The following is a 25997-nucleotide window of genomic DNA, read 5'->3' as shown; positions in this document are numbered from 1 at the left end:
CTATTCCGTCACCGCCCGGAAACGCATCTCCGCGACAAAATTCCTGGTCTTCGCCTCGCGCCGCGAGCGGCTGGAGACAAGCTGCAGATTGACGAGGGAGACGCCGGCAATCGGCAGCGCCGCATCGTCGAGCAGGTTCTTCACCCGTGCGGTGATCTCCCCCGTGCCCTTGCGGCCATTGGCATCGCTCCAGATTTGCAGCGACAGGAAATGCTCCTCGGCTTTTTCCGTCGCCGTCGAATAGTCCCGGCTTTCGAGATCGCCGATCACGATGCATGGCAGAACCGCGCGCGGCAGAAGCCGATCGACAATGCCGCCGGGGATGAGCGCCACGAGCGCCACATCGCCCGTCAACCGCGTGAAAATCCCCTGCAACAATGCGTTGGCAGCGCTCATCGACTTTCCTCCTCGCACCGGCAGACGATGAAGCGACGGGTCTCGTCGGGGTCCATCGTCGCCCTGATCGCCAGAATGCGGGAACCTTTGCGAAAGCGCATGTCGGCAGTGACGTCGCTGCGAAAGGCCAGCCAGACGCGGTGGGTAATCGTCACCCCCTCGGCCGAGGCCCGCTCATGGGAGGCCTCGGAAACCGGTTCGATGGCCGCCCAGAGCGACCGCAGCACAGTCCAGCCCTCCGTCGCACCGCCCTGCCCGTCGGGTGCCTCGGTGCGCAGCTCCAGGTCAAGCCGCGCCGTCAGCTTGCCGGGGTCGAGAAAGATGAGGTTCATGGCTCAAAGCCCCCGGCGGCAGAAGGGCGCCACCAGTCGCTCGTAACCGGCAGGAACCGCCGCAGGCTGGTTTTCCGGCGCGACCGCGCCGCGAAAGGCGAACATCTGGGCGACATGCATCAGCATGGCGCGTTTCAGCGTGTCAGGCACATCCGTGCCGGCCTCGCCGTACCCAGCAAGGAAATCGATCTCGATACCGTTCATCGCCCGGCCGGGGCTCGGCGGATTGCGCAGCCACAGCCGCGCCGGGCGCGCCGCGCCGTCGAGCAATCTATCAGCGCCGGTGATAACCGCCGCACGGCCCTCACCGTCAAAAACCAGAATCGTTTCGATGGCTTGCACCGGTCCCTTGCCAATCAGAATCACGCCGGTCTCAGGCCACCGATCAAGGTAGAGCCGCCAGGTCTGGCGGATGAGGCAGAGGCCGGTCACCCGCTCCAGATGCTCGCGGGCGGTGCGCAGCAGTGCGGCAAGAAGCGCGTCCTCCTCGTTGCCGTCGAGACGCAGATGCGCCTTAACCTCGGCAAGCGTCAACGGTTCCGCCTGCGGCGGATAAATGAGGGCATAGGTCATGGGGTCTCCGGAAGGAAGCAATCGAATGGGGAGAGAGCGGGTGCCGCTTGTTTCTTCTCCCAGCCCGGGAGAAGGTGGCGCGCAGCGCCGGATGAGGGGGCTACGGCAGAGAGATGCGAAGAGCTGGCCCCCTCATCTGCCCCTTCCGGGCATCTTCTCCCCGGCGGGGAGAAGAAAAGGGCAGCACTGCGCCTATCAATTCACCCCGAATTTCACCAGCTTGATCGCCTCGAAATTCTGCACGCCGCCACCCACGCGCTTGGTAGTGTAGAACAGCACGTAGGGTTTGGCCGAATAGGGATCGCGCAGGATGCGCACCCCGGTGCGATCGATGACGAGGTAGCCGGCGCGGAAATCACCGAAGGCGATGGCGAAGCTGTTGGCCGCCACACCAGGCATGTCTTCCGCCTCCGTTACCGGAAAGCCCATCAGCGAGGCCGGCTGGCCGGCGGCGGCCGGCGGGTGCCAGAGATAGGCGCCGCTGGTATCCTTGAAGCGGCGCAGCGCTCCTTGCGTCTTGCGGTTCATCAGGAAGGTGCCGTTCTGGCGATGGCCGGCCTTCAGCGCATAAACGGCATCAAGCAGCACGTCCATCGGCCCGGCTGAGGCGAAACCGGCAGAAACGCCGGTCGCGACATAACCGATATTGCCCCAGCTCCAGCCATCATTGGCGACGGTCGTATAGGACAGGAAACCCTTGGGCTTGTTGACGCCATCACCGGCGATGAAGGCGGCGGCCTCCTGTTCGGCAAAGGCGATATCCACCTCCGAGGCAATCCACGCTTCGATATCGACTGCGGCATCATCCAGCAGCCCCTGGGTTGCCGCCGGCATGGCATAAAGCTCCATGGTCGGGAAGGACAGTTCGGCAAGCTGCGGCGTTGCCGTCTGCGGGCGTGCCGCCGTTTCGGAAACCCAGCCGGTCGTCATCCCACCGAGTGCGAAGGGTTTCTTCAGCACGGCGGCGGAAACCTGCCGCACGGTCGCCAGCGCCCGGATTGGCGAAATCGCCGTCATGCGCCGGCCGATTTCGCCATCCGTTTCGCTCGGCAGCAGAAAACCACCGTCGGCCCCGGTCGAGCCGGCGAAGGCCTTGGCCTCCAGATCGCGCAGCGCGCCCTCCTCGCCACGGCGGATATAGGCCTCGAAAGCCGCCTTGTGCTCCTCGGCATCGTGGGAAGGTGCCTCCTTACGGCCAAGTGCGGGGCGCGCCTTCTTGAGCGCGAGATCGTCCATGATCCTGCGGTTGTCGTCGAGCGCCTTGTCGATGCGGTCGAGCTTGTCGCGGGTCACGACATCCGCCCCCATCTTGCGCTCGATATCGGCAAGCCGCTGGTCGTTGGTTTCGCGGAAGGTCTCGAAGGCCTCCATGAAGTCGTCGAAGGCGGCCGTCACCGTATCGGGCACGGCTTTCACCTGCGGCGCGACGGTCATCGGGGCCGGTTTCGTCATCTGGTCCGTCATGTGGTTTTCCTTGTTCGTTGATACCTGGAGGGTCAGCGTTTGAAGGTTGTGTCGAACAGCGAGCGGGCGGCGCGGCGCATACTGCGCACCAGTTCGGTCTCGCGGTCCCTGAAGAAGCGGGCATGCTTGACGTCGGAGACGCGGGCCGAAGGCAGCATCGGGAAGGTCACGACCGAGATTTCCCATAGATCGGCTTCGAGAATGCGCCGCACGCCACTGCCCGCGCCCTTGCCGGAGCGTGCCTCTTTACTGGAACGAACCGTGCGAAAGCCGATCGACAACCCGTCCAGCGCGCCGGTCTTCATCAGCGAATGCACCTCGCGGGAACGGGCGACGCCCGGTGCGAGGATGCCTTCGACATAAAGGCCGCGCTCGTCCTCGCGGATGGTGCGCCATGCGCCGATCGGCTCGGCCGGATCATGCTGGTAGAGCATGCGGATACCGGCCGCACCACGTTCCTCGATGGAACGGCGGAAAGCCCCGCGTTCGATCACATCCTTGCCGAGATCGACCTCGCCGAAGACGCTGGCATAACCGGAAAACGTGCCGTCGCTGGTGATGCCGCGCAGTTCCAGACTGGCGAATTTGCGCGTGGCGGGACGCGGCCCGCGATAAACGTGCATGAAAAACTCCTGCGATGTGAAGGGGAAAGGACGACGCCCGTCAGGCGCGCGGGCGCGTGCCGTATCGCTCGGCGATGCGCACCAGAACGCCCAGCCCCCACCAGGCGCCCATGCTGGCGGCGGCAGAACCGGCCACCATGATTTCCCGGCCTGATAGTGCCCCGGCAATATCGAGCTGCTGCACGATCCACAGGCCGATCGGCCCGCCGAAGATCATGCCGCAGGAAACGCCGGTGACGAAACGGCTCGCCGCCTCGCGTTTGCTTTTCGGCAGCAGATAAACGAGTGAGACACCCGCGCCCGCCACGGCGCCGGTGATGCGGGCGGCCCAGATGCCGGCCTCATTGGCGAATTCAGACATGGGTAATCATTCCCGTTTAGGATGTTGCAATCGGGCGAACGCATCGCGCCGCCCGCAGGCGCTTTTTGCGCGTCTGCGCTTCTGTGATTTTTCGAATCTTCGGAATCGCTTGGGCGGAAGACCTCACAAAGAGAGTCCGCTTCTTCAGAAAATGATTCAGCTGGATATCGCCTGCTTCCGGGGCGCGGTTCCGTCTGTTCAGTAACCGACGGCTTCGCGTTTTTCCTCGTCGCTCAAAAAGGATGCCGCGCCGATGCGTGTCCAGAGCGCATCCCGCTCACCCGCAAGTCCGGCGATCCTGTCGAGATCGGGCTCCAGCCTCAGTCCGGCGCCGAAGACCGGAGCCAGCCAGCCGCAGAGCCTTGACGCCGTGCGATAAACCAGCGGCAGCACGGTGAGGCGATAAAAGGCGCGGTTCGCCTCCTGGTAATTGGCATAGGTATTGTCACCGGGAATACCGATCAGCATCGGCGGCACGCCGAGCGAGAGCGCGATATCACGCGCCGCACCGTTACGCGCCTCCAGAAAATCCATGTCGCGCGGCGAAAGACCCATGGCCTTCCAGTCCAGCCCGCCTTCCAGAAGCAGCGGCCGGCCGGCATTCATCGCACCCTGATAGCCCTCCTCCAGCTCGCGCTTCAGCCGCTCATATTGCTCGGTGGAGAGATTGCCGCCCTCCTTCGGCTGATAGACCAGCGCGCCGGATGGCCGCGCGGAATTGTCGAGCAGGCGCTTGTTCCAATGGCTTGCGGCATTGTGCAGATCAAGCGCCGCACCCGCGGAGGCGAGCGGCGCAAAACCGACCCGGTCGTCCAGCGGATGGAAAAGCTTCAGATGCAGAAGCCCCAGCCCATCGCGCTCGGCGGCGATGCGCCGCGCGGCACGGCCCTCGGCGCGGTATTCATAAGCCGCCGGCCAGCCATCCGCCCCCTCGATGATGCTCACCCGGTCGGGCCTCAGGAGATGCAGCTCGCGCAACCGTCCGCCAACCGTCAGCGGTTCGATATAGGCGTTTCCGGCCAGCATGAGGTGGCCATAAAGCGCCTCGAAAAAATCCGGCCCGCCCATATGGGCGCTCGGCTGCGACAGCAATGCCAGAAGCGGATGATCGGCCAGTTCCTCGTCACCGTCATAAACCAGCCAGCTGACGGAGGCGGACGTTTCCGCCACCATGCGGGCAGCGCGGTGGGCGACCGGGTTTTTCATGAAACCTTCGCGGGCCAGAGCGGCATAGGAACGGCCGGACCAGAAGGCCTGCCCGCCCTGCATGGCCACGGCCATGAAGCCCTCGGCCATTTTCCGGCTTTCAGGCACGGCTTTGCCATCCACCGGGCGCAGCCACGGCAGGGAGAAGGGAAATCGCATGGGTTGTCCTTGTTTTTATTCCGACTCAGCCTCCCGCCCGGACCTCATCCCTGTTCCCCGGGACAAGCCCGAGGACGTCACAGGGATCCAGCCAGCCCAAGTCCTTGGGCTGAAAAGAGTTCTCTCGCCGCGCAGACGCGCGTCGACTGGATTCCTGTGACAAGCACAGGAATGAGGGCGGAGGGGCCTGAGCCCTATGACGGAGGAAGGTTTGCGCCCGTTGTCAGTAGACTAAGTGTGCGTCCGCGTCACTTCGCGGACGAAATGAGATGTTACCGGATCGGGGCCTTCACCGCCGTATCGCTGTTGAAATCGGCCGCAACACGGGTCTCGCGCAGGGGCTTTACCGTGCGGGTCGAAAGGTCATAGGCCGGATCTGCCTTATAGGCCGCCAGCGCCGCCTCGTTTTCAAACTCGCCGTAGACGATGAAATCGACGGAGTTGCCCCATTGGTCTTTTTTGACATTCTCGCCGATTTCCAGCTTCAGCGCATGCGGGATCGCGGTGAGGCCGGAAAGCCCCTTGCGCACGGCGTCGCGGTTTTCTTCGGGAACGGTGAAAAAGACGATATGGCGGATCACGGTGTCACCTGTCATGCAAAATTCGAAGGCAGCCTTTTCGGTACGGTAACGAGTTATCACCTGGCTTGCGCCGGTTCAATCCGTGCCGTGACAAGGGCGCGATGAAATGCCCGTCCGTAACTGCCGATCAGCCGCGCCCGGTCGCTGCCATTGATGATGGCGCGTGCACCATCCCAATCCTCGCGCTCGCCGCTGAAGAATTCGGAAAGCCTGCGCCCGGTGAAGCTGCCGGCCATCATGCCGTGGATCAGGATCGCCGTTGCCACGTCCGCCTCCATGGCCCGCTCGGGACGCTTCACAAGGTCGACGCCCGTCAGCGCCGACATGGCTTCGTAGTTACGGTGATGGGTCAGTTGCACGAGGCCACGCCCCAGCCAGCTTTTCCCTTCAGCATCGAGCCGCCAATAGGGTTTGCGTACCATGGGCAGCCTGCCCGCCGCAAAAGCGCGGTCGAGCCTCACGATCGCTTCGGTGTCGCTTGCCGCCAATGTCTCGCGCACCGATTGCATGGTCGCCGCCGTCTCGTGAAAGGCCGTTGCCAGCATATAGGCCAGCCAGCGCGGATCACCGCCCGGCAGCGCCTTTTCGAAACCGGCAAGCACCGTTTTCGTGCCAGCAAGCTGGGGCGCGCGCAGGCGGCCCCCGAAAATGGAAATTCGCACCGACGCGAAGAATCGCGCCTCGTCATAGGCCATGAAAGGCTCCTGAAAGTGACGGGCGACAGGACGCCCGGTTTTTCCCCATGACGGCCGTCACAACTAAATCGATTTGAAAAAACCTTAATCGATTTTAATCCGCCGCCCGGGGTTTTGGGGTAAAAAATTCCTTGAATTCCGGAACCTTAGCGCGCTAACTCCATTCACCGCGCAATCCAGCCCGCGTAACCATTCAAGGAGGAATGCCACCATGACAGCGACAATCCCCCAGACCGTCTATGACCGCCTCGAAAACGAGTGGCGCCAGATGCGCGAAACCGGCTCCCAGCCGAAACCGGCGCAGTCTCCAAAGAAGTAAGACATCGGACGCCCGCTTTTGGGCGGATACGGTGCCGAAAATCTCTTCTCCCCGCCGGGGAGAAGAAACAAGCGGCGAACGCTCGCTTGAAAGCCGATCGGCTCTCATGCGCAGAAGCCAATAATCGACGGGCTTACATCCCCCGCACCTTCGGTTCACTCACCACCATCGTCGTCAGCGCCGTGATCGCCCAGACGAGCGCGTCCAGCCGATCCGGCGAGCGTCCTGACGAAAGACCGTCGGGTCCGAAATCCGTCATCTGGTCCTCCAGCTTTTCAAACCGCGCCGCGTGGCGCACTCGGCCCTGCTCATAGAGGGCTGCGACCGGCTCGGCGCGGGTGAATTTGCCGCGGCTGGCGCGCACCAGCGTCAGCGGAAGGTTGGCGTCTATGCTCTGCAGCATCGCCCGCACCATTTCGCCACCCTGGTTGACCTCAGCCACCACCCGGTCGGCCTCGTGGCGGCGGAAGGCGGCAACCACGGCGCGGGCCCAGCCGGCCGGCGTTTCGCCCTCCACGGAGCAATCCGCAAGCACCGTGAGCCGCCCGGACATGCCAAGCCCTGCCACGACGATGCCGCAGCAGGAATTCTCGCCCACACCGGCCGGCGGATCGACCGCAACCACGATGCGCGACAACGGCTCATGCGTCGCCTCGACGATCGCCTCCAGATCGGCGCGTTTCCACAGCGCGCCTTCCCGCTCATCGATCAGCTCGCCGCCGATTTCCTGACGGCCGAGCCGCGTGCCGCCGTAACGCTCCTCCATGGCCTTCAGGAAGCCGGGCGAAAGGTTCTGGGCATTCATGGCCGTCGGCATCCGCGCCACCCGGCTTGTCGGATCGGAAAGCAACGCCTTCAGCAACGGAATGGGCCGCGGCGTGGTGGTCACCAATTGCCGTGGTGCCTCGCCCAGACGCAGGCCGAATTGCAGCATGTCCCAGGTTTCCTGCGGATATTTCCATTTGCCCAGCTCATCCGCCCAGGCCATGTGGAATTGCGGGCCACGCAGGCTTTCGGGGTCTTCCGAGGAAAACACCTGCGCCATCGCGCCATTCGGCCAGAGGAGCCGGCGACGCGACACTTCGAAGGCGGGTCGATGGCGGCGGGCGATGCGGCAGATGCCGGAAATGCCGTCGATCATCACCTCGCGGGCATCGCCCAGCGTTTCAGCCACCAGCGCGATGCGCAGATCCGATTGTTTGCCGGCGGAAGCAACGGCGTGCACCCATTCGGCCCCGGCACGGGTCTTGCCGGAACCGCGCCCGCCGATCAGCAGCCATGTCCGCCAGTCGCCTTCCGGCGCCTGCTGCGGCAGGTTGCCGATGAAACGCCAGTCACGCAGCAGGTTGAAGACCTGTTCCTGCAGATTGGCTTCCGTGGAAGCTTCCACCATTTCTCAGTCAGACTCCGCCGCAGTGCCGGATGCGACTATCGCCTCCAGCCTCTCGCGGCATTTCTGCTCGGCCAAATCGTCGATACGTCCAAGAAAATGCGCCACCGCCGCCTCGTAATCTTCCGTATCGTTTTCATCCTCGTCCATAAGCGCCTGCCGCTCCTCTGCCAGAACCCGTTGCAGGGCGTCGATCCGTTCCAGCGTGCGGACGATGAGCGACAATTGATCCGTTGCGATTTTAACGTCGGCGCGCGCCTGCTTGGCCTGCGCATCGTCGGCATCGGGCAAAAGCCCCGCCTCGCCCGCCTCCCGCAGATTGCGGTACATCGAGAATTGCTCGCGCATCTCCACCGTCAGCTCGTTCAGCAATTGTCGAAGACTGCCGTTGCGCGCCGCATCCTCCGCGGCCAGCCTGTCGGCCCGCGATTTGGTTTCGGGCGCAGCTTCCGGCATGTCCTCACCGGCATAAGCGGGCGTCTCCGGCCAGGCTCCGTAGAGCGCCGGATCGCAATTGTGAGAGCTTGTCATGGAATTGGCCTGCGAGCGATTAGTTAACGAGGTAAGTGGGTCAAACCCTCTGTCAGCCGCAAATCTCCGACCGTAACCAAACACTATCAAACCACCGTCACGCTGTAAAGGATTATTTTCCTATCTTTGTGATTTTTATCCTGACGACAGTATTTGCACCCTTCCCCGCCACATATTACACTCGCGCCGCAAGCGGTGGAGCAAAGGGGCAAGTCAAGTTGGTGAAACAATGGGTTGAGCGGTTGTTTGCGGGTCTTTCGGCAACCGGCATCGTCTTCGGCACGGTTCTCTTCTGCGCTTCTCTCACACCCTCGCTCTTGCCGCGTACATGGCTGATGCAAGGCGTTTTATGCGGTTTTTCCTTCGCCATCGGCTACATGATCGGCGTCGCCCTGCATGCCATCTGGACCTACCTGGAGCTGCCCGAACCCTCGCGTCATAATGTCCGGGGCGTTCGTTTTCTCATCGCGCTTGCCGCCGCGATTACCGCCATCGCGTTCCTGTGGCAGGCGAAAGACTGGCAGAATTCGATCCGGGTCCTGATGGAGCTCGATCCGCTGCCCAGCGCCCATCCCACCAAGACCGGCGGCCTTGCCGTGCTGGTGGCGGCTCTCCTCATCGGCACTGGGCGGCTTTTCCAGCTGATCCGCCGGTTCTTCGCCGCCCGCAGCCGGCATTTCCTGCCGCGCCGGCTGGCCAATGTTCTCGGCATCGCCGCCGCCATCGTGCTGTCATGGATGCTGCTCAACGGGCTGATTTTCGATATCGGCCTCAGATTTGCCGATTCCTCGCTGAAACAGGTGGATTCGCTGATCGAGCCTGACGTGCCGCGCCCGGCCGATCCGCTGAAAACCGGCAGCAACGCCTCGTTGATGACATGGGAATCTCTCGGCCGCCGCGGGCGAGAATTCGTCGCAGAAGGGCCGGCCGGCACGCAGATTTCCGCCTTCACCCATCGCCCGGCGAAGGAACCACTTCGGGTCTATGCGGGCCTCAATTCCGCCGCCACGCCCGAAGAGCGAGCCTCCCTGGCGCTGGAGGAACTGAAGCGGGTCGGCGGTTTCGAGCGCAAGGTGCTGCTCGTTGTCATCCCCACAGGCACCGGCTGGATCGATCCGGAAGCGCTTGATACGGTGGAATATCTGCATGATGGCGATATCGCCAGCGTCGCCGTGCAATATTCCTATCTTTCCAGCTGGATCGCGCTGCTGACCGAACCGGATTACGGCGTCGAGACGGCACGCGCCCTGTTCGAAGCCATCTATGGCTACTGGACCACCTTGCCGAAGGAAACGCGGCCGAAGCTCTACCTGCATGGCCTCAGCCTCGGTTCGCTCAATTCGCAGAAATCCTCCGATCTCTATGACGTGCTGTCCGACCCGTTCCAGGGCGCACTGTGGAGCGGACCGCCCTTTTCCAGCCCCACCTGGCGCATGGCCACCAATGGCCGGGTCAAGGACACGGCGGAATGGTTGCCGCGCTTCCGCGATTCCTCCGTCATCCGCTTCGCCAACCAATATACGACAGCCCATATGCCGGGTGTGGACTGGGGTCCAATGCGGATCGTCTATCTGCAATATGCCAGCGACCCCATCACCTTCTTCGAGGCCGCCTCGCTTTACCGGCGGCCGCAATGGATGGTGCATCACGGTCCTGACGTTTCCACGTCCTTCCGCTGGTTCCCGGTCGTCACCCTGCTGCAGCTCGGTCTCGATGTCGCCGCCGCGACCACGGCGCCGATGGGCTATGGCCACGTCTATGCGCCGGAACATTATATCGACGCCTGGATGGAGGTGACCCAGCCGGAGGGTTGGAATGCGGAGGATATCCAGCGGTTGAAGATGCTCTTCAAGGCCCGCCGCGGCTCCACCGATCCGGCGTGAGCGCGGCGGGACCGCTTTGAACCTCAGCCCTTCAAGCGGTCCAGATTGTCGGCGATATAGGTTTCCAGCGAACGCGGGGCGTGGCCGGTCAGCGCTTCCACGTCGCCGGTCACCACGGCCGTCCAGCCTTCACGCACGGGATAGAAGATCGAGGCGAGGAAGGACGCGTAGTCCTGCGGCACGCCGGCGCCGGTGAGGATGCCGATGAAGACCTCATCCGAAACGGCGCTATAAGACACCGGCTTGCCGATAGCCTGCGCAATCAGTGCGGCCGCCTCGGCGTAACCGAACGCCTTCGGGCCCGTGAGGTTGAAGGCCTTGCCATTGAAGGCGTCAGAGGTGAGTGCTGCGGCGGCACTGTCGGCGATATCGCGCACGTCGATGAAGCTCGATTTGCCCTCGCCGGCCGGAACGGCGATCTGACCATGTTCGATGCCGGCCTTCCAGTAGCTGTGGAAATTATCGGCGAACCAGTTGGGGCGCAGGATGACGTAAGGCGTGCCTGACGCAATGATCTTCAGTTCGATCTGGCGATAGGGAATGGAATCGTCGGCATCGACACCGAGAACGCTGAGGAAGACGATCTTCACCTTGCGGCGCGCGGCCTCTTCGACGACGGGGGTCAGCGCGTCGATGGCATCGAGACGCCCGCCGGCGAGGATCAGGAACAGCCGGTCGACGCCGTCAAATGCATCCGCGAAAGTGGCGCGGTCGGTATAATCGAAGCGCACGCCTTCCGCGCCGTCCGTTGCGTTACCGCTGCGCGACGCCGCCTTCACGCTTTCGCCCTTGGCCACCAGCGCCTTGACCAGCGGCGTGCCGATGGTGCCTGTCGAACCGATTACGAGTATCTTGCCTGTCATCTCAAATCTCCTTAGTATCTAATGGAAACCATGTTTCTAAAACACAGATACTGCGTTGGAGAAATCATGAAAAGAGAGCACTTTTCGGTTATCTGGTTTCCCCGTGGAAACCGGCAAGACCCTGACAGGATGGCTCGCAAACAACGGAATGAGGCCGATGGAACAGATCTATGACGTCTATGAGGATCGCTGCCCCACCCGCATGGTGCTGGACAGGATCGCCGACAAATGGGCGCTGCTGATACTCGACAAATTGCGGGTGGACGCGGTGCGCTTCAACCTGCTGCGGCGGGAGATCAAGGGCATTTCGCAGAAGGTCCTGTCGCAGACGCTGAAGAAGCTCGAGCGCGACGGGCTGATTTCACGGCAGGCCTTTCCGACCGTGCCGGTGACGGTCGAATATTCGCTGACGCCGCTGGGGCGGACGCTGACCGACACGGTGGCGGCACTCGCCCATTGGGCGGAAGGCAATATCGATGCGGTGATGGCGGCGCAGAAGGCTTATGATGAAAGGGCTGTGGCTTAGTCCGCGGCAGTCCCCCACTCTCCACAATCCCTACCGCGAAATCCGCGTGGACAGAATGATCGATGACAGCGTGCGCTCCACGCCGTCAAGCGCGCCAATGCGGTCGATCAGCCGGTCAAGATCGAGGATCGAGGGGGCGGCGAGTATGGCGATTAGATCGAAGGTGCCGCTGACCGAATGCAGCGTGGTCACCTCCTTGATGGCGGACAGCGCCGCCGTCACCGCCGGCAGGGCCTTCGGGCCGATGGTGATCAGCACATGGGCGCGCACCAGCCCCGAAAGATAACTTTCCGAAAGCCTTAAGCCATAACCGGCAATCACGCCGTCGGCCTCCAGCCGCTCGATTCGCGCCTGCACCGTGGTGCGCGAAAGCCCGAGCTTGCGCGCCAGTTCCGCCACCGGCATGCGGGCATTTTCGGAAAGCAGCGCGAGCAGCGCCCGGTCCTTGTCGGCGATTGCCATAGTGATCAATCCTATCGTCTAACTGCACAATATTATCCCGCTATCCGCACATAGTGAAGCTGCGAATCGTCAATAAAAGCTGGCACTCTGTCTTTGAAGCACTTGCGTGCGCAAAGGCATACGAATTTACTGCGGGGAACAAAAACATGAAAAACATTGTCGTCATCGGTGCGGGCAACATCGGTTCGGCGATTGCCTGGATGCTGGCCGCAACCGGCGATTATCGCATCACCGTCGCCGACCGCTCGACCGATCAGCTGGCAAATGTGCCAGATCATGAGCGCGTCGATACCGAAATCGTCGACATCACCGACCGTCCGGCGCTGGAAGCACTTTTGAAGGGCAAATTCGCCGTGCTGTCCGCCGCCCCCTTCCACCTGACGGCTGGCATTGCCGAAGCGGCGGTCGCCGTTGGTACGCACTATCTCGACCTCACCGAAGACGTCGAATCCACCCGCAAGGTCAAGGCCTTGGCGGAAACGGCCGAGACTGCGCTCATCCCGCAATGCGGCCTGGCACCCGGTTTCATTTCCATCGTCGCGGCCGATCTCACCGCCCGCTTCGACAAGTTGGACAGCGTGCGCATGCGTGTCGGCGCGCTGCCGCAATATCCGTCCAATGCGCTCAACTACAATCTCACCTGGAGCACGGACGGGCTGATCAACGAATATATCGAGCCCTGCGAAGCGATCGTCGAAGGCCGCCTCACCGCGGTTCCGGCGCTGGAAGAGCGCGAGGAATTCTCGCTTGATGGCGTCACCTATGAGGCCTTCAATACCTCGGGCGGCCTCGGCACGCTGTGCGCCACGCTTGATGGTAAGGTGCGGACGATGAATTACCGCACCATCCGTTATCCCGGCCATGTGGCGATCATGAAGGCGCTTTTGAACGACCTCAACCTGCGCAACCGTCGCGATGTGCTGAAGGACCTGTTCGAAAACGCCCTGCCCGGCACCATGCAGGATGTGGTCATCGTTTTCGTCACCGTCTGCGGCACCCGCAACGGCCGTTTCCTGCAAGAAACCTATGCCAACAAGGTTTATGCCGGCCCGGTTTCCGGCCGGATGATGAGCGCCATCCAGATCACCACCGCCGCCGGCATCTGCACGGTTCTCGACCTTTTGGCCGAGGGCGCCCTGCCGCAGAAGGGTTTTGTGCGACAGGAGGAAGTGGCCCTGCCGAAATTCCTCGAAAACCGGTTTGGCCGGTATTATGGCTCGCATGAGCCGCTCGCCCGGGTGGGGTGATTTAAGAGTATCTATTAAGGCAAAAGCGTTGCTGCATATTTCTTCTCCCCGGCGGGGAGAAGAAACAAGCGGCACACGCTTGCTCCAACACTGCCGTTCAACCTTCGCTCACGTGCCGCAAAACGTCCTGAACACCCGCTCATGGCTCATCGGCGACTGCATATAGACGAAATTGTCCGGCCGTTCCTCGAAGGGCGTTGCAATTGCCGTCAGCATGGCCTGAAACGGTTCGAAATCGCCATCTTCCACCGCCGCCTCGATCAGTTCTTCGATGCGGTGGTTGCGGGGAATGACGGCCGGATTGACTGATAGCATCGCCGCTGACCTTTCGGAATCGGAAATCCCCTCACGACCGGCTCGTTCCCGCCAGCGGGTCAAAAACGCGTCCGCCCCGGCAATATCGATGAACATGCCGCGGAACGGCTCAGCATCGCCACTGGCCGTATGGGAAAGACGCCGGAAGGTCAGCGTGAAATCTGCTTCCGATGCCTGCATCAGCGAAAGAAGCGCCTGCACCAGATCCATGTCGCCCTCCTCCTCGGTCGTCAGGCCGAGCTTTTCGCGCATGCCGGTGAGCCAGCGCTGGGGAAAGGCGGCCGCGAAATCGGCAAGAACGGCATTGGCGAGTTCCGCAGCCTTCTCCACGTCGGGATCGAGCAGCGGCAGCAGGCATTCCGCCAGCCTGGCGATGTTCCATTGGGCGATGCCGGGCTGGTTGTTGTAGGCGTAACGGCCCTGCGCATCGATGGAGGAGAAGACCTTGTTCGGATGGTATTCGTCGAGGAAGGCGCAGGGGCCAAAATCGATGGTCTCGCCGGAAACCGCCATATTGTCGGTGTTCATCACGCCATGGATGAAACCCACCATCATCCAGCGCGCGATAAGATCACATTGCCGTTCCGCGATGCCGCGCAGCAAAGCGAGATAGGGATTATCGGCGTCTTTCGCCTCTGGATAGTGGCGATCGATGACATAATCCGCAAGGCTCCTGATGCCCTCGTCATCTTCGCGCGCGGCGAAGAACTGGAAGGTGCCGACACGGATATGGCTTGCCGCGACGCGCGTGAAAACGCCGCCCGGCAGGCCTACTTCCCGCTGCACCCTTTCGCCGCTAAGGACGGCCGCCAGTGCCCGCGTCGCGGGAATGCCGAGGGCAAACATGGCTTCCGAGACGATATATTCGCGCAGCACAGGCCCGAGCGCTGCGCGCCCGTCTCCCCTGCGCGAAAACGGCGTAGGGCCGGAGCCCTTGAGCTGGATGTCGCGCCGCTTGCCGTTCGCGTCGATCACTTCGCCGAGAAGAATGGCGCGGCCATCGCCAAGCTGCGGCACGAAACCGCCGAACTGGTGGCCGGCATAGGCCATGGCCAGCGGTTCGGCCCCCTGCGGCACGACGTTGCCGGAGAAGATCGTCGCCAGCCTGTCATCATCAAGGCCCGAAACATCGAGAAGAAGCTCATCCGCCAGCGCGCGATTGAACGCGATGAGGCGCGGCGCCTTCACCGGCGTCGGCAGCACGGCGGCGCTGAATCGCTCCGGCAGGCGGGCATAGGAATTGTCGAATCTGATCACGGGTAAACTCCCTGCTTTTACCTGATATGGCCATTTTTCCGCCGGGTTGCGAGGGTGAAAAATAGCAATTGTCAAAAGCGCGCCGGACTTTGGAAAAATCAGTTTGAACTGCGGGTCTATTTGAACATACAAACAGCCAATAGATGAGTGACAGTTCAAGCAGGATATCTCGGTTGCCAGACTTCCCCTATGACGACAGTGAAATGGGCAAGGCTATCCGCCACTTCGACTGGGCATCGACAGCTGCGGGGCCAATAAATACATGGCCGGTATCGCTCAAAACCACCGTGCAGATGATTCTCAAGCAGCGTCATGCGATCTGCCTGTTCTGGGGACCCGATCTGAACATAATCTATAATGATGCCTACCGTCCGTTTCTCGGGCTGAAGGAGCAGGATGCGCTCGGCAAGCCGTTTCATATCATCTGGTCGGATGTCTGGGACGACGTGAAACATTTCGTCGATGACGCTCTGTCCGGCAAGGGCACGTTTGCCGAGGACATGCATCTCGTCATGGACCGCAACGCCTATCCGGAAGATACCTATTGGACCTTTTCCTACAGCCCGCTTTACGACGATCAGGGCAAAGTTGCCGGCTTGATCAACATCACCGTCGAGACCACGGCGATGGTTGAAAGCCGTAAGCGGGAGGAGGTTCTACGGCGCGAACTCGTTCACCGGGTCAAGAATACGATGGCGATCACGACCGCCGTCGTCAGCGCCACCATGCGCCATTCGCAGTCGCTGGAAGAGGCGCGGGACACCATCAAGAAGCGTATTGCGGCACTCGGCAACGCCCAGAACCTCATGCACGCTTCCGGCAAGGGCGCAGGCATTGTCGAACTTGTCTGCGATTCCGTTTATCCTCATCTTGACGACAGGGCGCGAGTAACCATTTCCGGCCCGGATATGGACATCGCGCCGCAACAGGCACTCGGCCTGTCGCTCGCGGTTTATGAGCTTGCCACCAATGCCCTGAAATATGGTGCGCTTTCCAACGAAAGCGGCCGGGTGGAGATTGCCTGGACGCTTGGCGGCAATGACCGTTTTGAACTGCGCTGGCGTGAAACGGGTGGCCCGCCGGTCAGGCCGCCGACGCGCACGGGTTTCGGCTCGCGCCTCACCAACCAGATCGTCGCGGCCTATTTTTCCGGCGAGGGCCGCACCTTCTATCATCCGGAAGGGCTGGTTTTCGAACTGAACGGCAAATACGAAACGGCATCGCAGGGGCAAGCCGGCGGTTGAACTTTCTTTCGTCCCATTCGTTGCGTTTTCTGAACCAGACTAGCCGCAACGAAAGGAACGGGAATGACCGTCGTTGAAGCCTTAAACGCCGAGCCGGAAAGCGCCATCCGCACCCTTCACACCGACCTGCCTGTTAACGCCACGTTTCATGTGTGGCTGAAGGCGAAAAAGGACGCCGAAGCCGGCGCCGTTTCCTTCTCCAACCAGAATGGAAAATTCGCCGAAGTTTCAAGCGTCAACACGGAAGAGTTCAGTTTTCGAATCTATCAGGTCTTCGGCGGCGGCCATGTGGAGCTGAGCTACGACACGGTGACCACGGCCGTTTCCGTCATCTACTGGTTCACCGCTTCGGATGTGCTCGAAACCGGCATCACCGTCGTCCATACCAAGCCGGACAATACCGCACCCGAACTTCCCGGCAGCTATCATTTCCGCCCACCCTTCGGCTGGATGAACGACCCGAACGGTTTTGGCCGCTTCGAAGGCCGGCCGCATCTGTTCTATCAGCATTATTCACACGGGCTGCGCTGGAACACCATGCATTGGGGCCACGCGGTCTCCTCGGATTATCTGCGCTGGCGGCATCTGCCAATCTTCCTTTTTCCCTCCGAGGACCTGACGACGCGGCCGGACAAGCGCGGCGGCGCCTATTCCGGCTCGACCATTCCGCTGGTGGAAGGCTCCGGCATCCGCGTCTTTTTCACCGAGCAGGTGCAGGACCGTATTCCCGAACAGCAGATCCAGCTTACCGCCACCTCGTCGGATCTCATCATGGCCGGACAGGCAGACGTCATTCTCGGCCAGCGCCCGGATGGGCAGGGGCTGACGCCTGACTTCCGCGACCCTTACGTTTTTCGCGGCCCAGACGGCTTGTGGAAAATGCTGCTCGGCAGCCAGAGCGATGGCGGTGGCGTGATCCTGCTTTACGAGACGCTGGACCCCACGGCCGCCGCCGGCTGGACCTATGTGGGCAAGCTGTGGGTGGAGACACGTTACAAGACCACGGCCATCGAATGCCCGTGCCTGCTGCCGCTCGATGGCCCCGCCAATGCCCGATCCACAAGGTGGGTGCTGATTTACGGACTGATGCATTCCGAAGACCCGGAGACCGGCCGCAAGAACCTGACCATGGCAGACGTCGGTTGGTTCGACGGCAAGGTCTTCACCAAGGAATTTGGTCAGGAACTGGATTTCGGCACCGATAATTACGCCTTTCAGGCCTTTCTGGATGGCGACAGCATCATCGGCATCGGCTGGCTGGCAAATTGGGCGGATGCCAATCCGGAAATCGATTTCCCCACTTCCATGACCCTGCCCCGCCGGATTCACTATGCTAACGGCGAACTTCTGACCCCACCGATCGGCGCGGCGGAAAGCCTGCGCAGCCATATTCTCGACCGCACGCGGCTGGCGGCCGGCGAACGCGTCACCTTCATCAACGGTGCGGTGGAAATATTGATCGAGCTTACCTCGTCAGGCGCGCCCTTCGAGCTGGCGCTCGATCATCCTGCCGTCACGCTCGGTCTCGTCTCCGACGAGACCGGCCTGTGGATCCGCCACGAGGATGGGCGCGACGGTGTTTCGCCGCATTATATCGCCAAAGGCGCGAGAGCATCCCGCATCCGCATCTTCCTGGATTACGGCTCGATCGAGGTCTTTGCCAATCGCGGCCGTTATGTCGGCACCAAGCGCATCGAAGGTTTCGAACCGGTGCGCTCGGCACTGCTTCGCGCCGAGCCCGGTGCGGTGGTTCACGCCACCAGCTGGGCGCTGAAACCGTGAGGAACCTTTTGGCGGACTGGGCGGTTGATAGACCGAAACCGCCCAATCCACGGATAAGGAGAAACGGCATGACCAAAATCCGCGATACCAGTGATCCGATCCTGTTTCCGACCGAAGCCAACGAAAACAAGGCGGAGAAGAAACGCGCCGGCAAGGGTATCATCATCATTATCGGCGCGGTCGCGATCATGGCCTTCGTCGTTTATCTGGCGGCGATCACCATCGCCACCACCCAGTCCTGACGACGTAGGGCGAGCCGCCATTCGTTTGGTTTTGTCGCATTTCCGGACGGAAAACCGGGTTCCACTTTTCCTGGAAATGCTCTACCGGCGTTCGCCCCGTAAGCCTTTCGCCGTCATGATCGCCAGCAGCGACACAACCACACCCAGCCCATAAAGATAAAGCATCGGCGTCGTCACGTCAGCACGATCGATCTGCACGACGAGATCGGTCGCGGCGGCGACGGTGCCGCTCGCGCCCGCACCCGCCGCAGAGCCCAGCGTTGCGACCGTGGGCAGCAATGCACCTGTCATCCTGCGCTCCTCTTCCGGCGCCGCCTCCATGGCCGCCTGGCTGATACCGGCCCAGGACATACCGAAGGCAGAGCCTATCAGGATTTGTCCAAGCAGCATCTCTCCCCAATTGCCCGTTGCAAGCCCGAGCCCCAGCAGCACACAGCCCGGCACCATCTGGTAGGGGCCGTAATGCAGGCAAATCTCCCGCAGGCGGTTTGAGCGCAGGCTGCCGATCAACATCGCCACGAAACTCCAGGCGAGTGGCATGGTAACGACGATGAAACCGGCAAAAGTCGGTTCATGCTGCCAGAGATTGATGGCGACATAAGCGAGATAGACGCTGCCGAGCGCATGGGCATAGGACATCAGGAACAGCACCCAGAAGCCGCTGCCGAGCACCGTTTTCAGCCGGAAGGAATCCTTCGGGAACAGGCCGGAGGAAGGCTGGATGCCTGCCCGTAGAGAAGCCCATAACAATGCCGCGCCCGCCAGCAGGGAAATCGCCCGCAGGCTCGCATCCTCAAAGGCGGAGGGGGCAGAAAAGGCCAGTGCGCCGACAAGGCAGAGCAGCAGCGGCACCAGTGGCTTGCGCGTGGCCGCCACCGGCCGCTCGGCGGAGACGGCAACCACCGTATATACCATGAGCACGATGATCAGAGGTGCGGAGAGCAGGAAGGTGGCGCGCCAGGAAATGTGCTGGGTGGCGAAACCGCCGGTCAGCGGGCCGATGAAGGAGGCCACCGCCCAGATCGCCGCCTCGATGGCAAAGACCTTCGGCAACAGTCCGGAGCGGAACCCTGCGGGAATGAGGCTGTAGCACACCGCCACGATCAGCCCGTCCGCCACCCCCTGCAACGCCCGGCCGATAACCACCCATAAAAAATCACCGGCAACTGCCGAAAGAACCGAGCCGAAGGAGAAAATGAGGCAGCACAGAAGCAGGACGGTACGGGCGCCAAAGCGTTCGCGAAACAGCACCGCGGTAACGCCTCCCGCCACGGAACCGACGAAATAGAGACTATAGGCCCAGCTATAAAAACCCGCACCGCCGATTTCATTGACGGCGACGGGCAAGGCCGTGACGACAGCGAACTGATTAAAGGCGTGCAGACCGATACCGGAGGAGATGACGGTCAGAAGCGAGAGGTTAGCCCCGCTCAGCAATTCGCCCCAGCCGTTTTTCTCCACCATTTCCATACTCGACAAAGCCGTATCCTTTCGATTTTTGCGATACGGCGGGCAAACTAGAACCTCAAGCGCCATTGAGGTCAAGCGGGCTTTTTCATCCGATCTGAACTCACGGAATTGACCGGCGGCAGGAACCCACCTGCCCCGCCGGTCGTTTGCCGACAGAACCGTCAGAAAGGATACCGTCATGGACCGCAAGAAGATCATGCCCAGCACTGAAGACGCCATGGATGAGGATCTGCTCGATCTCGACATCGACGCCCTCCCCGCCAAGGGAGAAATTCCGCAATCCATCGAACAGGAAATCGAGGAAGAAGAGGCCGAAACCGAGGACGACCCCTATCAGGAGAGCGACGAGGCCCTTCCCGATGATGCCGAGGAACGGGTGATCAACCGCAATCCTTCGCGCGAAGGCGGTGCGTTCGACGAGGTTTAACCGCTCGGCTGGCCGGATACGAGGCGCTTCAGCATATGCCGCTGATGATCCTGCCCACCGAAGAAGACGGCGAGAATGCGCAACGTCTTCTCGCTTTCAACAACATCGAAATAAAAGATCGCCTGATTTTTTGTGACCCGACGAAGGCCGGACAACAATTCGGGCATCAATGTCCCCTGAAGCGGCGCTTTGCCAAGGGTTTGCATATCCGCCTCGATAGCGCCGATGCGCAGGACTGCCCGCTCGAAAGCCTCGGGCAGAGCATCGCCAAGGTCGTGATAGGATTGAACGAGATGGTCGAGAATGAGGCCGAGATCCTGATCCGTCTGCCCCGAACGCAGGACCTTAAAGGCCATAGCTGGCCTTCCTGGCTGCTATCATCGCTGCGGTTCTGTCCTTGCCGTCCTCGAGAGAGACAAACTCTCCCTCGACGCGCTCGGCCAGCAGGTCGCGAAGCGCGGCAAGTTCTGCGTCGTTCAGCTCGGTCTCCTGCCGAAGCAGTTCCAGGCCGCGCTGCACGACAGCGCTGAGGCTGGCATAACGCCCCTCCTCCACCAGCCTGCGGGCGAAGCTGTCTTGCTGATCGGAAATCGAGACTGATGCCTTAACGGACATTGTGGGTCTGCCTTCAAAGGAAAGGTGATACTACTCAGTAGCACATCTTTCCTCCTCATTCCAGCGACGAGATGCGTCAGCCGCCCGTTCCGGCGAATAACACGCCTCTCGGATCGCCTCCTCCGCGGTTGCGGCATCGCCCGTCACGGTCAGCTTGTGGGCATTGAGGTCGATGCTCACGGACACCCCGGGAAGCACCTCATTGAGTGCGCCGCGCAGGGTCTTCTCGCAATGGCCGCAGGTCATGTCCGGGATTAGGAAGGTGGTGGCGCTCATGACGTCTCCTTTGGTTGGCACGATGTTTTCGAGCCGGCTTTCACTCGAGTTCAGTGGGTTTTGGCGGGCTTTCCGTCTGCCTTGTCGGCGCCCGCGAGATCGTCGAGGATGGGGCAATCGGGCCGGTGGTCGCCGCCGCAGCAATGGGCAAGATGCGACAGCGTCTTCACCATGCTTTTCATCTCGGCGATCTTCTGCTCGAGATCGGCGATGTGGACGAGCGCGATTTCCTTCACCGCCGAACTCTCGCGGCTCTTGTCCTGCCAGAGTTTCAGCAACGTCTCGGTTTCTTCCAGCGAGAAACCGAGCGTGCGCGCCCGTTTGATGAAGCGCAGATTATGCACGTCCTGCTCGCCATAGACCCGGTAATTATTGCCGGTGCGGGCGGCGGGGGTGATGAGGCCGATCTGCTCGTAATAACGGATCATCTTGGCGGAAACGCCCGATGCTTCCGATGCCTGGCCGATATTCACGACGTCACCTCCCTGTGCGCAACCTTCGCCCGTTTCAACCGCAGGGCATTGGCGAGAACGAAGACGCTGGACAGCGCCATGGCACCCGCACCGATCATCGGCGAGAGCGTGATGCCGAAGGCCGGATAAAGCACGCCCGCCGCAACCGGTATCAGCGCCACGTTGTAACCGAAAGCCCAGAACAGGTTTTCCTTGATGTTGCGCATGGTCGCACGGCTCATCTCGATGGCGTTGACCGCACCCAGAAGATCGCCGCCGACCAACACCACATCGGCGCTTTCGATGGCGACATCCGTGCCGGTGCCGACAGCGATGCCGATATCGGCCTCGGCAAGCGCCGGTGCGTCATTGATGCCGTCGCCCACGAAGGCCAGCACCTTGCCGCCGGCGCGCATTTCGTGGATCGCCTTCACCTTGCCCTCGGGCAGCACTTCCGCCACCACGCGGGAAATGCCGACCTGCCGGGCTATCGCGTTGGCTGTGCGTTCATTGTCGCCCGTCACCATCGCCACTTCGATACCCATCGCCTGCAGCGCTCGGATGGCGGTGACACTCGACGGTTTCAGCGGGTCGGCGACGGCAATCGCAGCCGCCAGCCTGCCGTCGATGGCGGCATAAAGCGGCGTCTTGCCCTCGTCACCCAGCCTTGCGGCGGCTTCAGCGAAAATCTCCACGGAATGGCCGAGTTTGGCCATGTAGCGATCCGCGCCGACTTCGACCTTACGGCCATTGACGGTGGCGGCGATACCGTAACCCGTCACGCTTTCGAAGTTTTCGACGGTTGCGAGTTCGAGTCCTGCAGGGGTCGCCACATTCCTTTCTTCCGCGGCCCGGACGATGGCTTCGGCAATCGGATGTTCCGAGCGGCCCTCGACGGCGGCGACCAGAGCCAGAACCTCGTCATCGGCAAACCCTTCCGCAACCACCAGATCGGTCAGCTCCGGGCGGCCCTTGGTGACAGTGCCGGTCTTGTCCACGACGACGATCTCGGCCGAGCGCAGTTCCTGCAGAGCCTGCCCCTTGCGGAACAGCACGCCTAGCTCCGCCGCCCGGCCGGTGCCGACCATGATGGATGTCGGCGTGGCGAGACCCATGGCGCAGGGGCAGGCGATGATGAGCACCGCGACCGCATTGACCAGCCCGAATGTATAGGCGGGTTCAGGGCCGAAGATTGCCCAGACGATGAAGGTCAGCACCGCAATCGCAATGACAACGGGCACGAACAGCGCGGTAACACGGTCGACCAGCAGCTGGATCGGCAGCTTGGAGCCTTGCGCCTCCTCCACCATGCGGATGATCTGCGACAGCATGGTATCGGCGCCGACCTTGGTTGCCCTAAACTTGAAAGCGCCGGTCTTGTTGATAGTGCCGCCGACAACCGCTGCGCCGACCGTCTTTTCCACCGGCACGGGTTCACCCGATATCATGGATTCATCGACATAGGACGAGCCTTCGACGACTTCGCCATCCACCGCCAGCCTTTCGCCGGGACGGATGACGACGATATCGCCTGTCACCAGATCGTCAGGGGAAATATCGATGGTCGCACCGTCGCGCTCCACCCGGGCGGTCTTCGCCTGCAGGCTCATCAGCTTGCGGATGGCGTCTCCCGTACGGCCACTGGCGCGGGCTTCGAGAAGCCGTCCGGTGAGGATCAGCGTGACGATAACGGTGGCCGCCTCGTAATAGACGAATTGCGCCTCTGCCGGCAGCAGATCGGGCGCGAAGGTCGCCACCACGGAATAGAGATAGGCCGCCGTGACACCCAGCGCCACCAGCGAGTTCATTTCCGGCGCGCCGCGCAAAAGCGCCGGAAAACCGGTCTTGAGGAAGCGCAGGCCCGGCCCGAAAATCACCGCCGTCGCCAGCACGAAATAGAGGTAATAGAGATTCTGCGTATCGATGATGCCCATCAGCCAGTGATGCATCGGCTCATAGAGATGGCCGCCCATTTCCAGCACGAAAAGCGGCGCCGTCAGGATCGCGGCAATCGTCAGGTCGCGTTTCAGCGCGCCCTCCTCGCCGGCATGCTGCATATGGTCATGGCCGCCGGTCTCGCCGGTCGCCATCTGGCCGTGGCCCTGATGATGTCCATGGTGCTGGCCGTGACCTTGATGGGCGGAATGGTCGCGCGGTCCCGGCGTCTTCAGCAGAAAACCGGCGAGCTTTGCCGTCTCCACCAGCGCATCCCGCTCACGGCGGCCGCCGATGGTTTCCACCGCGACCTTGCCGGCCGCAGCGTCCACCTTCACGTCGACTGTAGTGGCGACGGCTTCCAGAACAGCCTTGAGCCGGCCCGCCTCCGCGTCACCGTGCAGTCCTTCGACCACAAATTCCTGTCGCTCCGGCGCGATATCATAACCCACCTTCTTGATGGCGGCGCCGAGCGTCCTCGCCGAAAAACCCTCCACCGGCTCAACGGTGAGTTTCTTCGTTGCGAAGTTCACGGAGCTCGAAGCGACGCCCGGCACCTTCGCCGCAGCGGTTTCCACACGCCGCACGCAGGAGGCGCAGGTCATGCCCTCAACGGGCACGGAAACCGGTTGATTGGGATGGGCGTGTCTGACTGTCTCGTTCATGGGAAATCCCCTTTCGAGACCTTATGTAGGGCTTCCCATCATGGGAAGGTCAAGGTACGGGGATGCTTTTTGTTGAACACACAATCGTGAGTGCTGGCACCGACCATAAAAGCAGGAATTTCCGCCGTTTACCGCTGCGATCGGATGACCGCGCGGTCGCCTCTCAGGCTACGCGTCTGGCGAGGTAAATTGTCGCCCCACCGCATTGCGGGTCATTGACGATGTGATCGAGAAGCCGGAACCCATGGGCGGCGAGAAGGCTCTCATAGTCTTCGCGCGCAAGGCTGGCGTGATAAAGCGGCTTGCCCTGAAACGTGCCTATTGCTTCGCCATGCCCCGGCCCGGCCGTGAACATCAAGGCCGCACCGTCATTGGCGTGCTGGCGGAAAATGCCGAACATCAGGCGTTGATCTTCGGGCTTCAGGTGGAAAAAACTGTGCCAGGCGATTAAACCGTCGAAGCGGCTGCCAAGGGCGAGTTCGCGCATATCGACAGCCCCCCAGAGATTTTCCGGAAACCGACTGCGGCAAAGCTCAATCAGCGGCAGGGACGCATCAATGCCTGTGACGTCATAACCTTTGGCAATGAAATAACCGGCAATAGGTTCGCCCGAACCGCAACCGATATCGAGAATGGAGCCGCCATCGGGCAAGAGCGAGGTGAATCTGTCGAGCCATGGTTTTTCGGCCAGGGAGCGGCCACGCGCACTGTCGAAATCGCCGCCGTGGACCGTATAGAGCTTGATGACATCGCGGGAGGCGTCCGACATATGCCGATGTCCTTCTCCGAGGTTTGGGGCAGCCATCGCCTACCTGTGCACCGCCAGCCGCGGAATGTCGCGCAGGAAAGCGTCGCGCACCGCCGGTCCGAGCGGCTCGTTCGATGGTTTGTCGGAGACGCGCAGCCTTGCAAAGACGATGTGCTGGCCTTCTCTTTCCGCCCAGCCGACGAACCAGCCGAAGGGGCGGTTGCGGTCGGGATTGCCCTTTTCGTCGCGCATGTAGCCAGTGCCGGTCTTGCCGTGCACGGCCCAGCTTTCCGGTGCATCGAAGACCGGCACGATGGCCCTCGTCTTTGCCTGCGCATCGCGCGAGACCGGCAGATTGCCGGCCAGAAGGCGGCGGAGGAAACCGACCTGCTCCACCGGCGAAACCGTGAGCGACGAGCCGAGCCAGGAATGGGTGAGCCCGTTATTCTTGCCCGGCTCGCCGGACACATCGGCATTGCCGTAACCGAGGCGCTTCACATAGGCGGCGAATTTTTCCGGGCCGAGGCGGCGGGTGACTTCTCGCGAATACCACAGCACCGAATCCTGCTCCCATATCGTCGGATCGACCGTCTTGCGATCCGAGGCACGGGCTTCCGTGCCGGGTTTCCAGTCCCAGGCGGGCGACTTCTCATCCTGAAGGATGCCGGCATCATAGCCGATCAGCGCCAGCGGCACCTTGAAGGTGGAGGCCGGCGCCACGCGCTGGTCGCAGGCGCCCTGCTGGTTGATGATGGCCCCCGTTTCGATTGATGTGACCAGCGTGCATTCAAAGGCCTGCGGTTGCTGCTGGGCAAAAGCGGAAAACGGCAGGAGGCCCGGAAGGGCAAGGCACGAAAGAACGATGGCGGGCAGCCGATAGCGCATGCGTTTTGATGTCCCTCGTCCGCTTTTGCGGATCATTTGCCGGAATGGCCGGAAGCTGTCTTTGATTTCAGAC

Annotated in this window: 29 protein-coding genes; 7 read left to right on the top strand and 22 right to left on the bottom strand. The window is 61.9% G+C overall.

The features are described 5' to 3' along the window. From CFBP5499_RS03830 to CFBP5499_RS03780, 11 genes are all read right to left on the bottom strand, one after another. The gene (locus CFBP5499_RS03830; RefSeq protein WP_080825520.1) at positions 1 to 396 is read right to left on the bottom strand and encodes a DUF3168 domain-containing protein; all 396 of its coding nucleotides are present in this window, start codon (positions 394 to 396) and stop codon (positions 1 to 3) included. Next, the gene (locus tag CFBP5499_RS03825; RefSeq protein WP_080825521.1) at positions 393 to 728 is read right to left on the bottom strand and encodes a phage head closure protein; all 336 of its coding nucleotides are present in this window, start codon (positions 726 to 728) and stop codon (positions 393 to 395) included. Before CFBP5499_RS03825 ends, CFBP5499_RS03830 begins: the two co-directional genes overlap by 4 nt. A gap of 3 nt (positions 729 to 731) precedes the next feature. Next, positions 732 to 1301, bottom strand: a complete 570-nt coding sequence (locus CFBP5499_RS03820; protein ID WP_137066242.1) for a head-tail connector protein — start codon at positions 1299 to 1301, stop codon at positions 732 to 734. Between the two features lie 195 nt (positions 1302 to 1496). Continuing rightward, a complete protein-coding gene (locus tag CFBP5499_RS03815; protein WP_080825522.1) occupies positions 1497 to 2765 on the bottom strand; it encodes a phage major capsid protein in 1269 nt (422 codons plus the stop codon). 32 nt (positions 2766 to 2797) lie between these two features. After that, complete coding sequence (locus CFBP5499_RS03810) at positions 2798 to 3388, bottom strand: HK97 family phage prohead protease (RefSeq protein WP_080825523.1); 591 nt, start codon at positions 3386 to 3388, stop codon at positions 2798 to 2800. A gap of 40 nt (positions 3389 to 3428) precedes the next feature. Beyond that, positions 3429 to 3749: a DUF6107 family protein gene (locus CFBP5499_RS03805; protein ID WP_080825524.1), complete on the bottom strand. Its 321-nt coding sequence runs from the start codon at positions 3747 to 3749 to the stop codon at positions 3429 to 3431. Positions 3750 to 3947: 198 nt separating this feature from the next. Further along, entirely contained in the window at positions 3948 to 5114 is a 1167-nt protein-coding gene (locus CFBP5499_RS03800; protein ID WP_080825525.1) for a phage portal protein, read from the bottom strand. A 272-nt stretch (positions 5115 to 5386) separates the two neighbouring features. Continuing rightward, positions 5387 to 5695, bottom strand: a complete 309-nt coding sequence (locus tag CFBP5499_RS03795; protein ID WP_010971282.1) for a Dabb family protein — start codon at positions 5693 to 5695, stop codon at positions 5387 to 5389. 56 nt (positions 5696 to 5751) lie between these two features. Continuing rightward, complete coding sequence (locus tag CFBP5499_RS03790; protein ID WP_080825526.1) at positions 5752 to 6390, bottom strand: hypothetical protein; 639 nt, start codon at positions 6388 to 6390, stop codon at positions 5752 to 5754. A gap of 452 nt (positions 6391 to 6842) precedes the next feature. Beyond that, positions 6843 to 8102, bottom strand: coding sequence for a DNA-packaging protein (locus CFBP5499_RS03785; protein WP_175416606.1), 1260 nt, complete (start codon positions 8100 to 8102; stop codon positions 6843 to 6845). A 3-nt stretch (positions 8103 to 8105) separates the two neighbouring features. Further along, a complete protein-coding gene (locus CFBP5499_RS03780; RefSeq protein ID WP_080825527.1) occupies positions 8106 to 8630 on the bottom strand; it encodes a hypothetical protein in 525 nt (174 codons plus the stop codon). Between the two features lie 242 nt (positions 8631 to 8872). On the opposite strand from CFBP5499_RS03780, the gene CFBP5499_RS03775 reads away from it, so the two are divergent. Beyond that, entirely contained in the window at positions 8873 to 10513 is a 1641-nt protein-coding gene (locus CFBP5499_RS03775; RefSeq protein WP_175416760.1) for an alpha/beta hydrolase, read from the top strand. 23 nt (positions 10514 to 10536) lie between these two features. Here CFBP5499_RS03775 and CFBP5499_RS03770 read toward each other — a convergent pair whose 3' ends face one another. Beyond that, a complete protein-coding gene (locus tag CFBP5499_RS03770; RefSeq protein ID WP_080825529.1) occupies positions 10537 to 11376 on the bottom strand; it encodes an SDR family oxidoreductase in 840 nt (279 codons plus the stop codon). A gap of 157 nt (positions 11377 to 11533) precedes the next feature. Between CFBP5499_RS03770 and CFBP5499_RS03765 the strand changes: the two genes are divergently transcribed. Next, positions 11534 to 11902 (top strand): winged helix-turn-helix transcriptional regulator, encoded by a 369-nt coding sequence (locus CFBP5499_RS03765; RefSeq protein WP_080827411.1) that lies wholly within the window; start codon positions 11534 to 11536, stop codon positions 11900 to 11902. A 30-nt stretch (positions 11903 to 11932) separates the two neighbouring features. Here CFBP5499_RS03765 and CFBP5499_RS03760 read toward each other — a convergent pair whose 3' ends face one another. Continuing rightward, positions 11933 to 12364, bottom strand: a complete 432-nt coding sequence (locus tag CFBP5499_RS03760; protein WP_080825530.1) for an Lrp/AsnC family transcriptional regulator — start codon at positions 12362 to 12364, stop codon at positions 11933 to 11935. A gap of 146 nt (positions 12365 to 12510) precedes the next feature. Between CFBP5499_RS03760 and CFBP5499_RS03755 the strand changes: the two genes are divergently transcribed. Beyond that, positions 12511 to 13611 carry a saccharopine dehydrogenase family protein gene (locus CFBP5499_RS03755; protein ID WP_080825531.1) on the top strand — a complete coding sequence of 367 codons (1101 nt, stop codon included), beginning with the start codon at positions 12511 to 12513 and terminating at the stop codon, positions 13609 to 13611. Between the two features lie 108 nt (positions 13612 to 13719). Here CFBP5499_RS03755 and CFBP5499_RS03750 read toward each other — a convergent pair whose 3' ends face one another. Continuing rightward, a complete protein-coding gene (locus CFBP5499_RS03750; protein ID WP_080827412.1) occupies positions 13720 to 15180 on the bottom strand; it encodes a protein adenylyltransferase SelO in 1461 nt (486 codons plus the stop codon). Positions 15181 to 15356: 176 nt separating this feature from the next. Between CFBP5499_RS03750 and CFBP5499_RS03745 the strand changes: the two genes are divergently transcribed. The 3 genes from CFBP5499_RS03745 (at position 15357) to CFBP5499_RS03735 (ending at position 18451) form a co-directional block, all read left to right on the top strand. After that, positions 15357 to 16427, top strand: a complete 1071-nt coding sequence (locus CFBP5499_RS03745) for a sensor histidine kinase (protein ID WP_233284172.1) — start codon at positions 15357 to 15359, stop codon at positions 16425 to 16427. 63 nt (positions 16428 to 16490) lie between these two features. Beyond that, positions 16491 to 18209, top strand: a complete 1719-nt coding sequence (locus CFBP5499_RS03740) for a glycoside hydrolase family 32 protein (protein WP_130932453.1) — start codon at positions 16491 to 16493, stop codon at positions 18207 to 18209. A gap of 68 nt (positions 18210 to 18277) precedes the next feature. Continuing rightward, positions 18278 to 18451 carry a hypothetical protein gene (locus CFBP5499_RS03735; protein WP_080825533.1) on the top strand — a complete coding sequence of 58 codons (174 nt, stop codon included), beginning with the start codon at positions 18278 to 18280 and terminating at the stop codon, positions 18449 to 18451. 81 nt (positions 18452 to 18532) lie between these two features. Here CFBP5499_RS03735 and CFBP5499_RS03730 read toward each other — a convergent pair whose 3' ends face one another. Then, positions 18533 to 19921, bottom strand: a complete 1389-nt coding sequence (locus CFBP5499_RS03730) for an MFS transporter (protein ID WP_175416758.1) — start codon at positions 19919 to 19921, stop codon at positions 18533 to 18535. Between the two features lie 178 nt (positions 19922 to 20099). Here CFBP5499_RS03730 and CFBP5499_RS29875 point away from each other — a divergent pair, with 178 nt between their 5' ends. After that, positions 20100 to 20348, top strand: coding sequence for a hypothetical protein (locus CFBP5499_RS29875; protein WP_173986517.1), 249 nt, complete (start codon positions 20100 to 20102; stop codon positions 20346 to 20348). On the opposite strand, the gene CFBP5499_RS03720 is transcribed toward CFBP5499_RS29875, so the two are convergent. The 7 genes from CFBP5499_RS03720 to blaOXA all read right to left on the bottom strand — a co-directional run bounded on the left by CFBP5499_RS03720 (position 20345) and on the right by blaOXA (position 25924). After that, entirely contained in the window at positions 20345 to 20704 is a 360-nt protein-coding gene (locus CFBP5499_RS03720; RefSeq protein ID WP_080825534.1) for a type II toxin-antitoxin system RelE/ParE family toxin, read from the bottom strand. The genes CFBP5499_RS29875 and CFBP5499_RS03720 overlap by 4 nt on opposite strands. Beyond that, positions 20694 to 20963: a ribbon-helix-helix domain-containing protein gene (locus CFBP5499_RS03715; RefSeq protein ID WP_080825535.1), complete on the bottom strand. Its 270-nt coding sequence runs from the start codon at positions 20961 to 20963 to the stop codon at positions 20694 to 20696. The genes CFBP5499_RS03720 and CFBP5499_RS03715 overlap by 11 nt, the downstream gene beginning before the upstream one ends. 30 nt (positions 20964 to 20993) lie before the next feature. Then, the gene (locus tag CFBP5499_RS03710) at positions 20994 to 21239 is read right to left on the bottom strand and encodes a heavy-metal-associated domain-containing protein (RefSeq protein WP_080825536.1); all 246 of its coding nucleotides are present in this window, start codon (positions 21237 to 21239) and stop codon (positions 20994 to 20996) included. A gap of 50 nt (positions 21240 to 21289) precedes the next feature. Beyond that, complete coding sequence (gene cueR, locus CFBP5499_RS03705; protein WP_130932454.1) at positions 21290 to 21712, bottom strand: Cu(I)-responsive transcriptional regulator; 423 nt, start codon at positions 21710 to 21712, stop codon at positions 21290 to 21292. Beyond that, a complete protein-coding gene (locus CFBP5499_RS03700; RefSeq protein WP_175416605.1) occupies positions 21709 to 24291 on the bottom strand; it encodes a heavy metal translocating P-type ATPase in 2583 nt (860 codons plus the stop codon). The genes cueR and CFBP5499_RS03700 overlap by 4 nt, the downstream gene beginning before the upstream one ends. A gap of 163 nt (positions 24292 to 24454) precedes the next feature. Continuing rightward, a complete protein-coding gene (locus CFBP5499_RS03695; protein ID WP_080825537.1) occupies positions 24455 to 25060 on the bottom strand; it encodes a class I SAM-dependent DNA methyltransferase in 606 nt (201 codons plus the stop codon). Between the two features lie 39 nt (positions 25061 to 25099). Beyond that, positions 25100 to 25924 carry a class D beta-lactamase gene (gene blaOXA / locus CFBP5499_RS03690; protein ID WP_080825538.1) on the bottom strand — a complete coding sequence of 275 codons (825 nt, stop codon included), beginning with the start codon at positions 25922 to 25924 and terminating at the stop codon, positions 25100 to 25102. Between the last annotated feature and the right edge of the window lie 73 nt (positions 25925 to 25997).

The organism is Agrobacterium tumefaciens (genome assembly GCF_005221325.1).
Classification (GTDB): domain Bacteria; phylum Pseudomonadota; class Alphaproteobacteria; order Rhizobiales; family Rhizobiaceae; genus Agrobacterium.
This window is presented reverse-complemented; position numbering and strand designations above follow the sequence as displayed.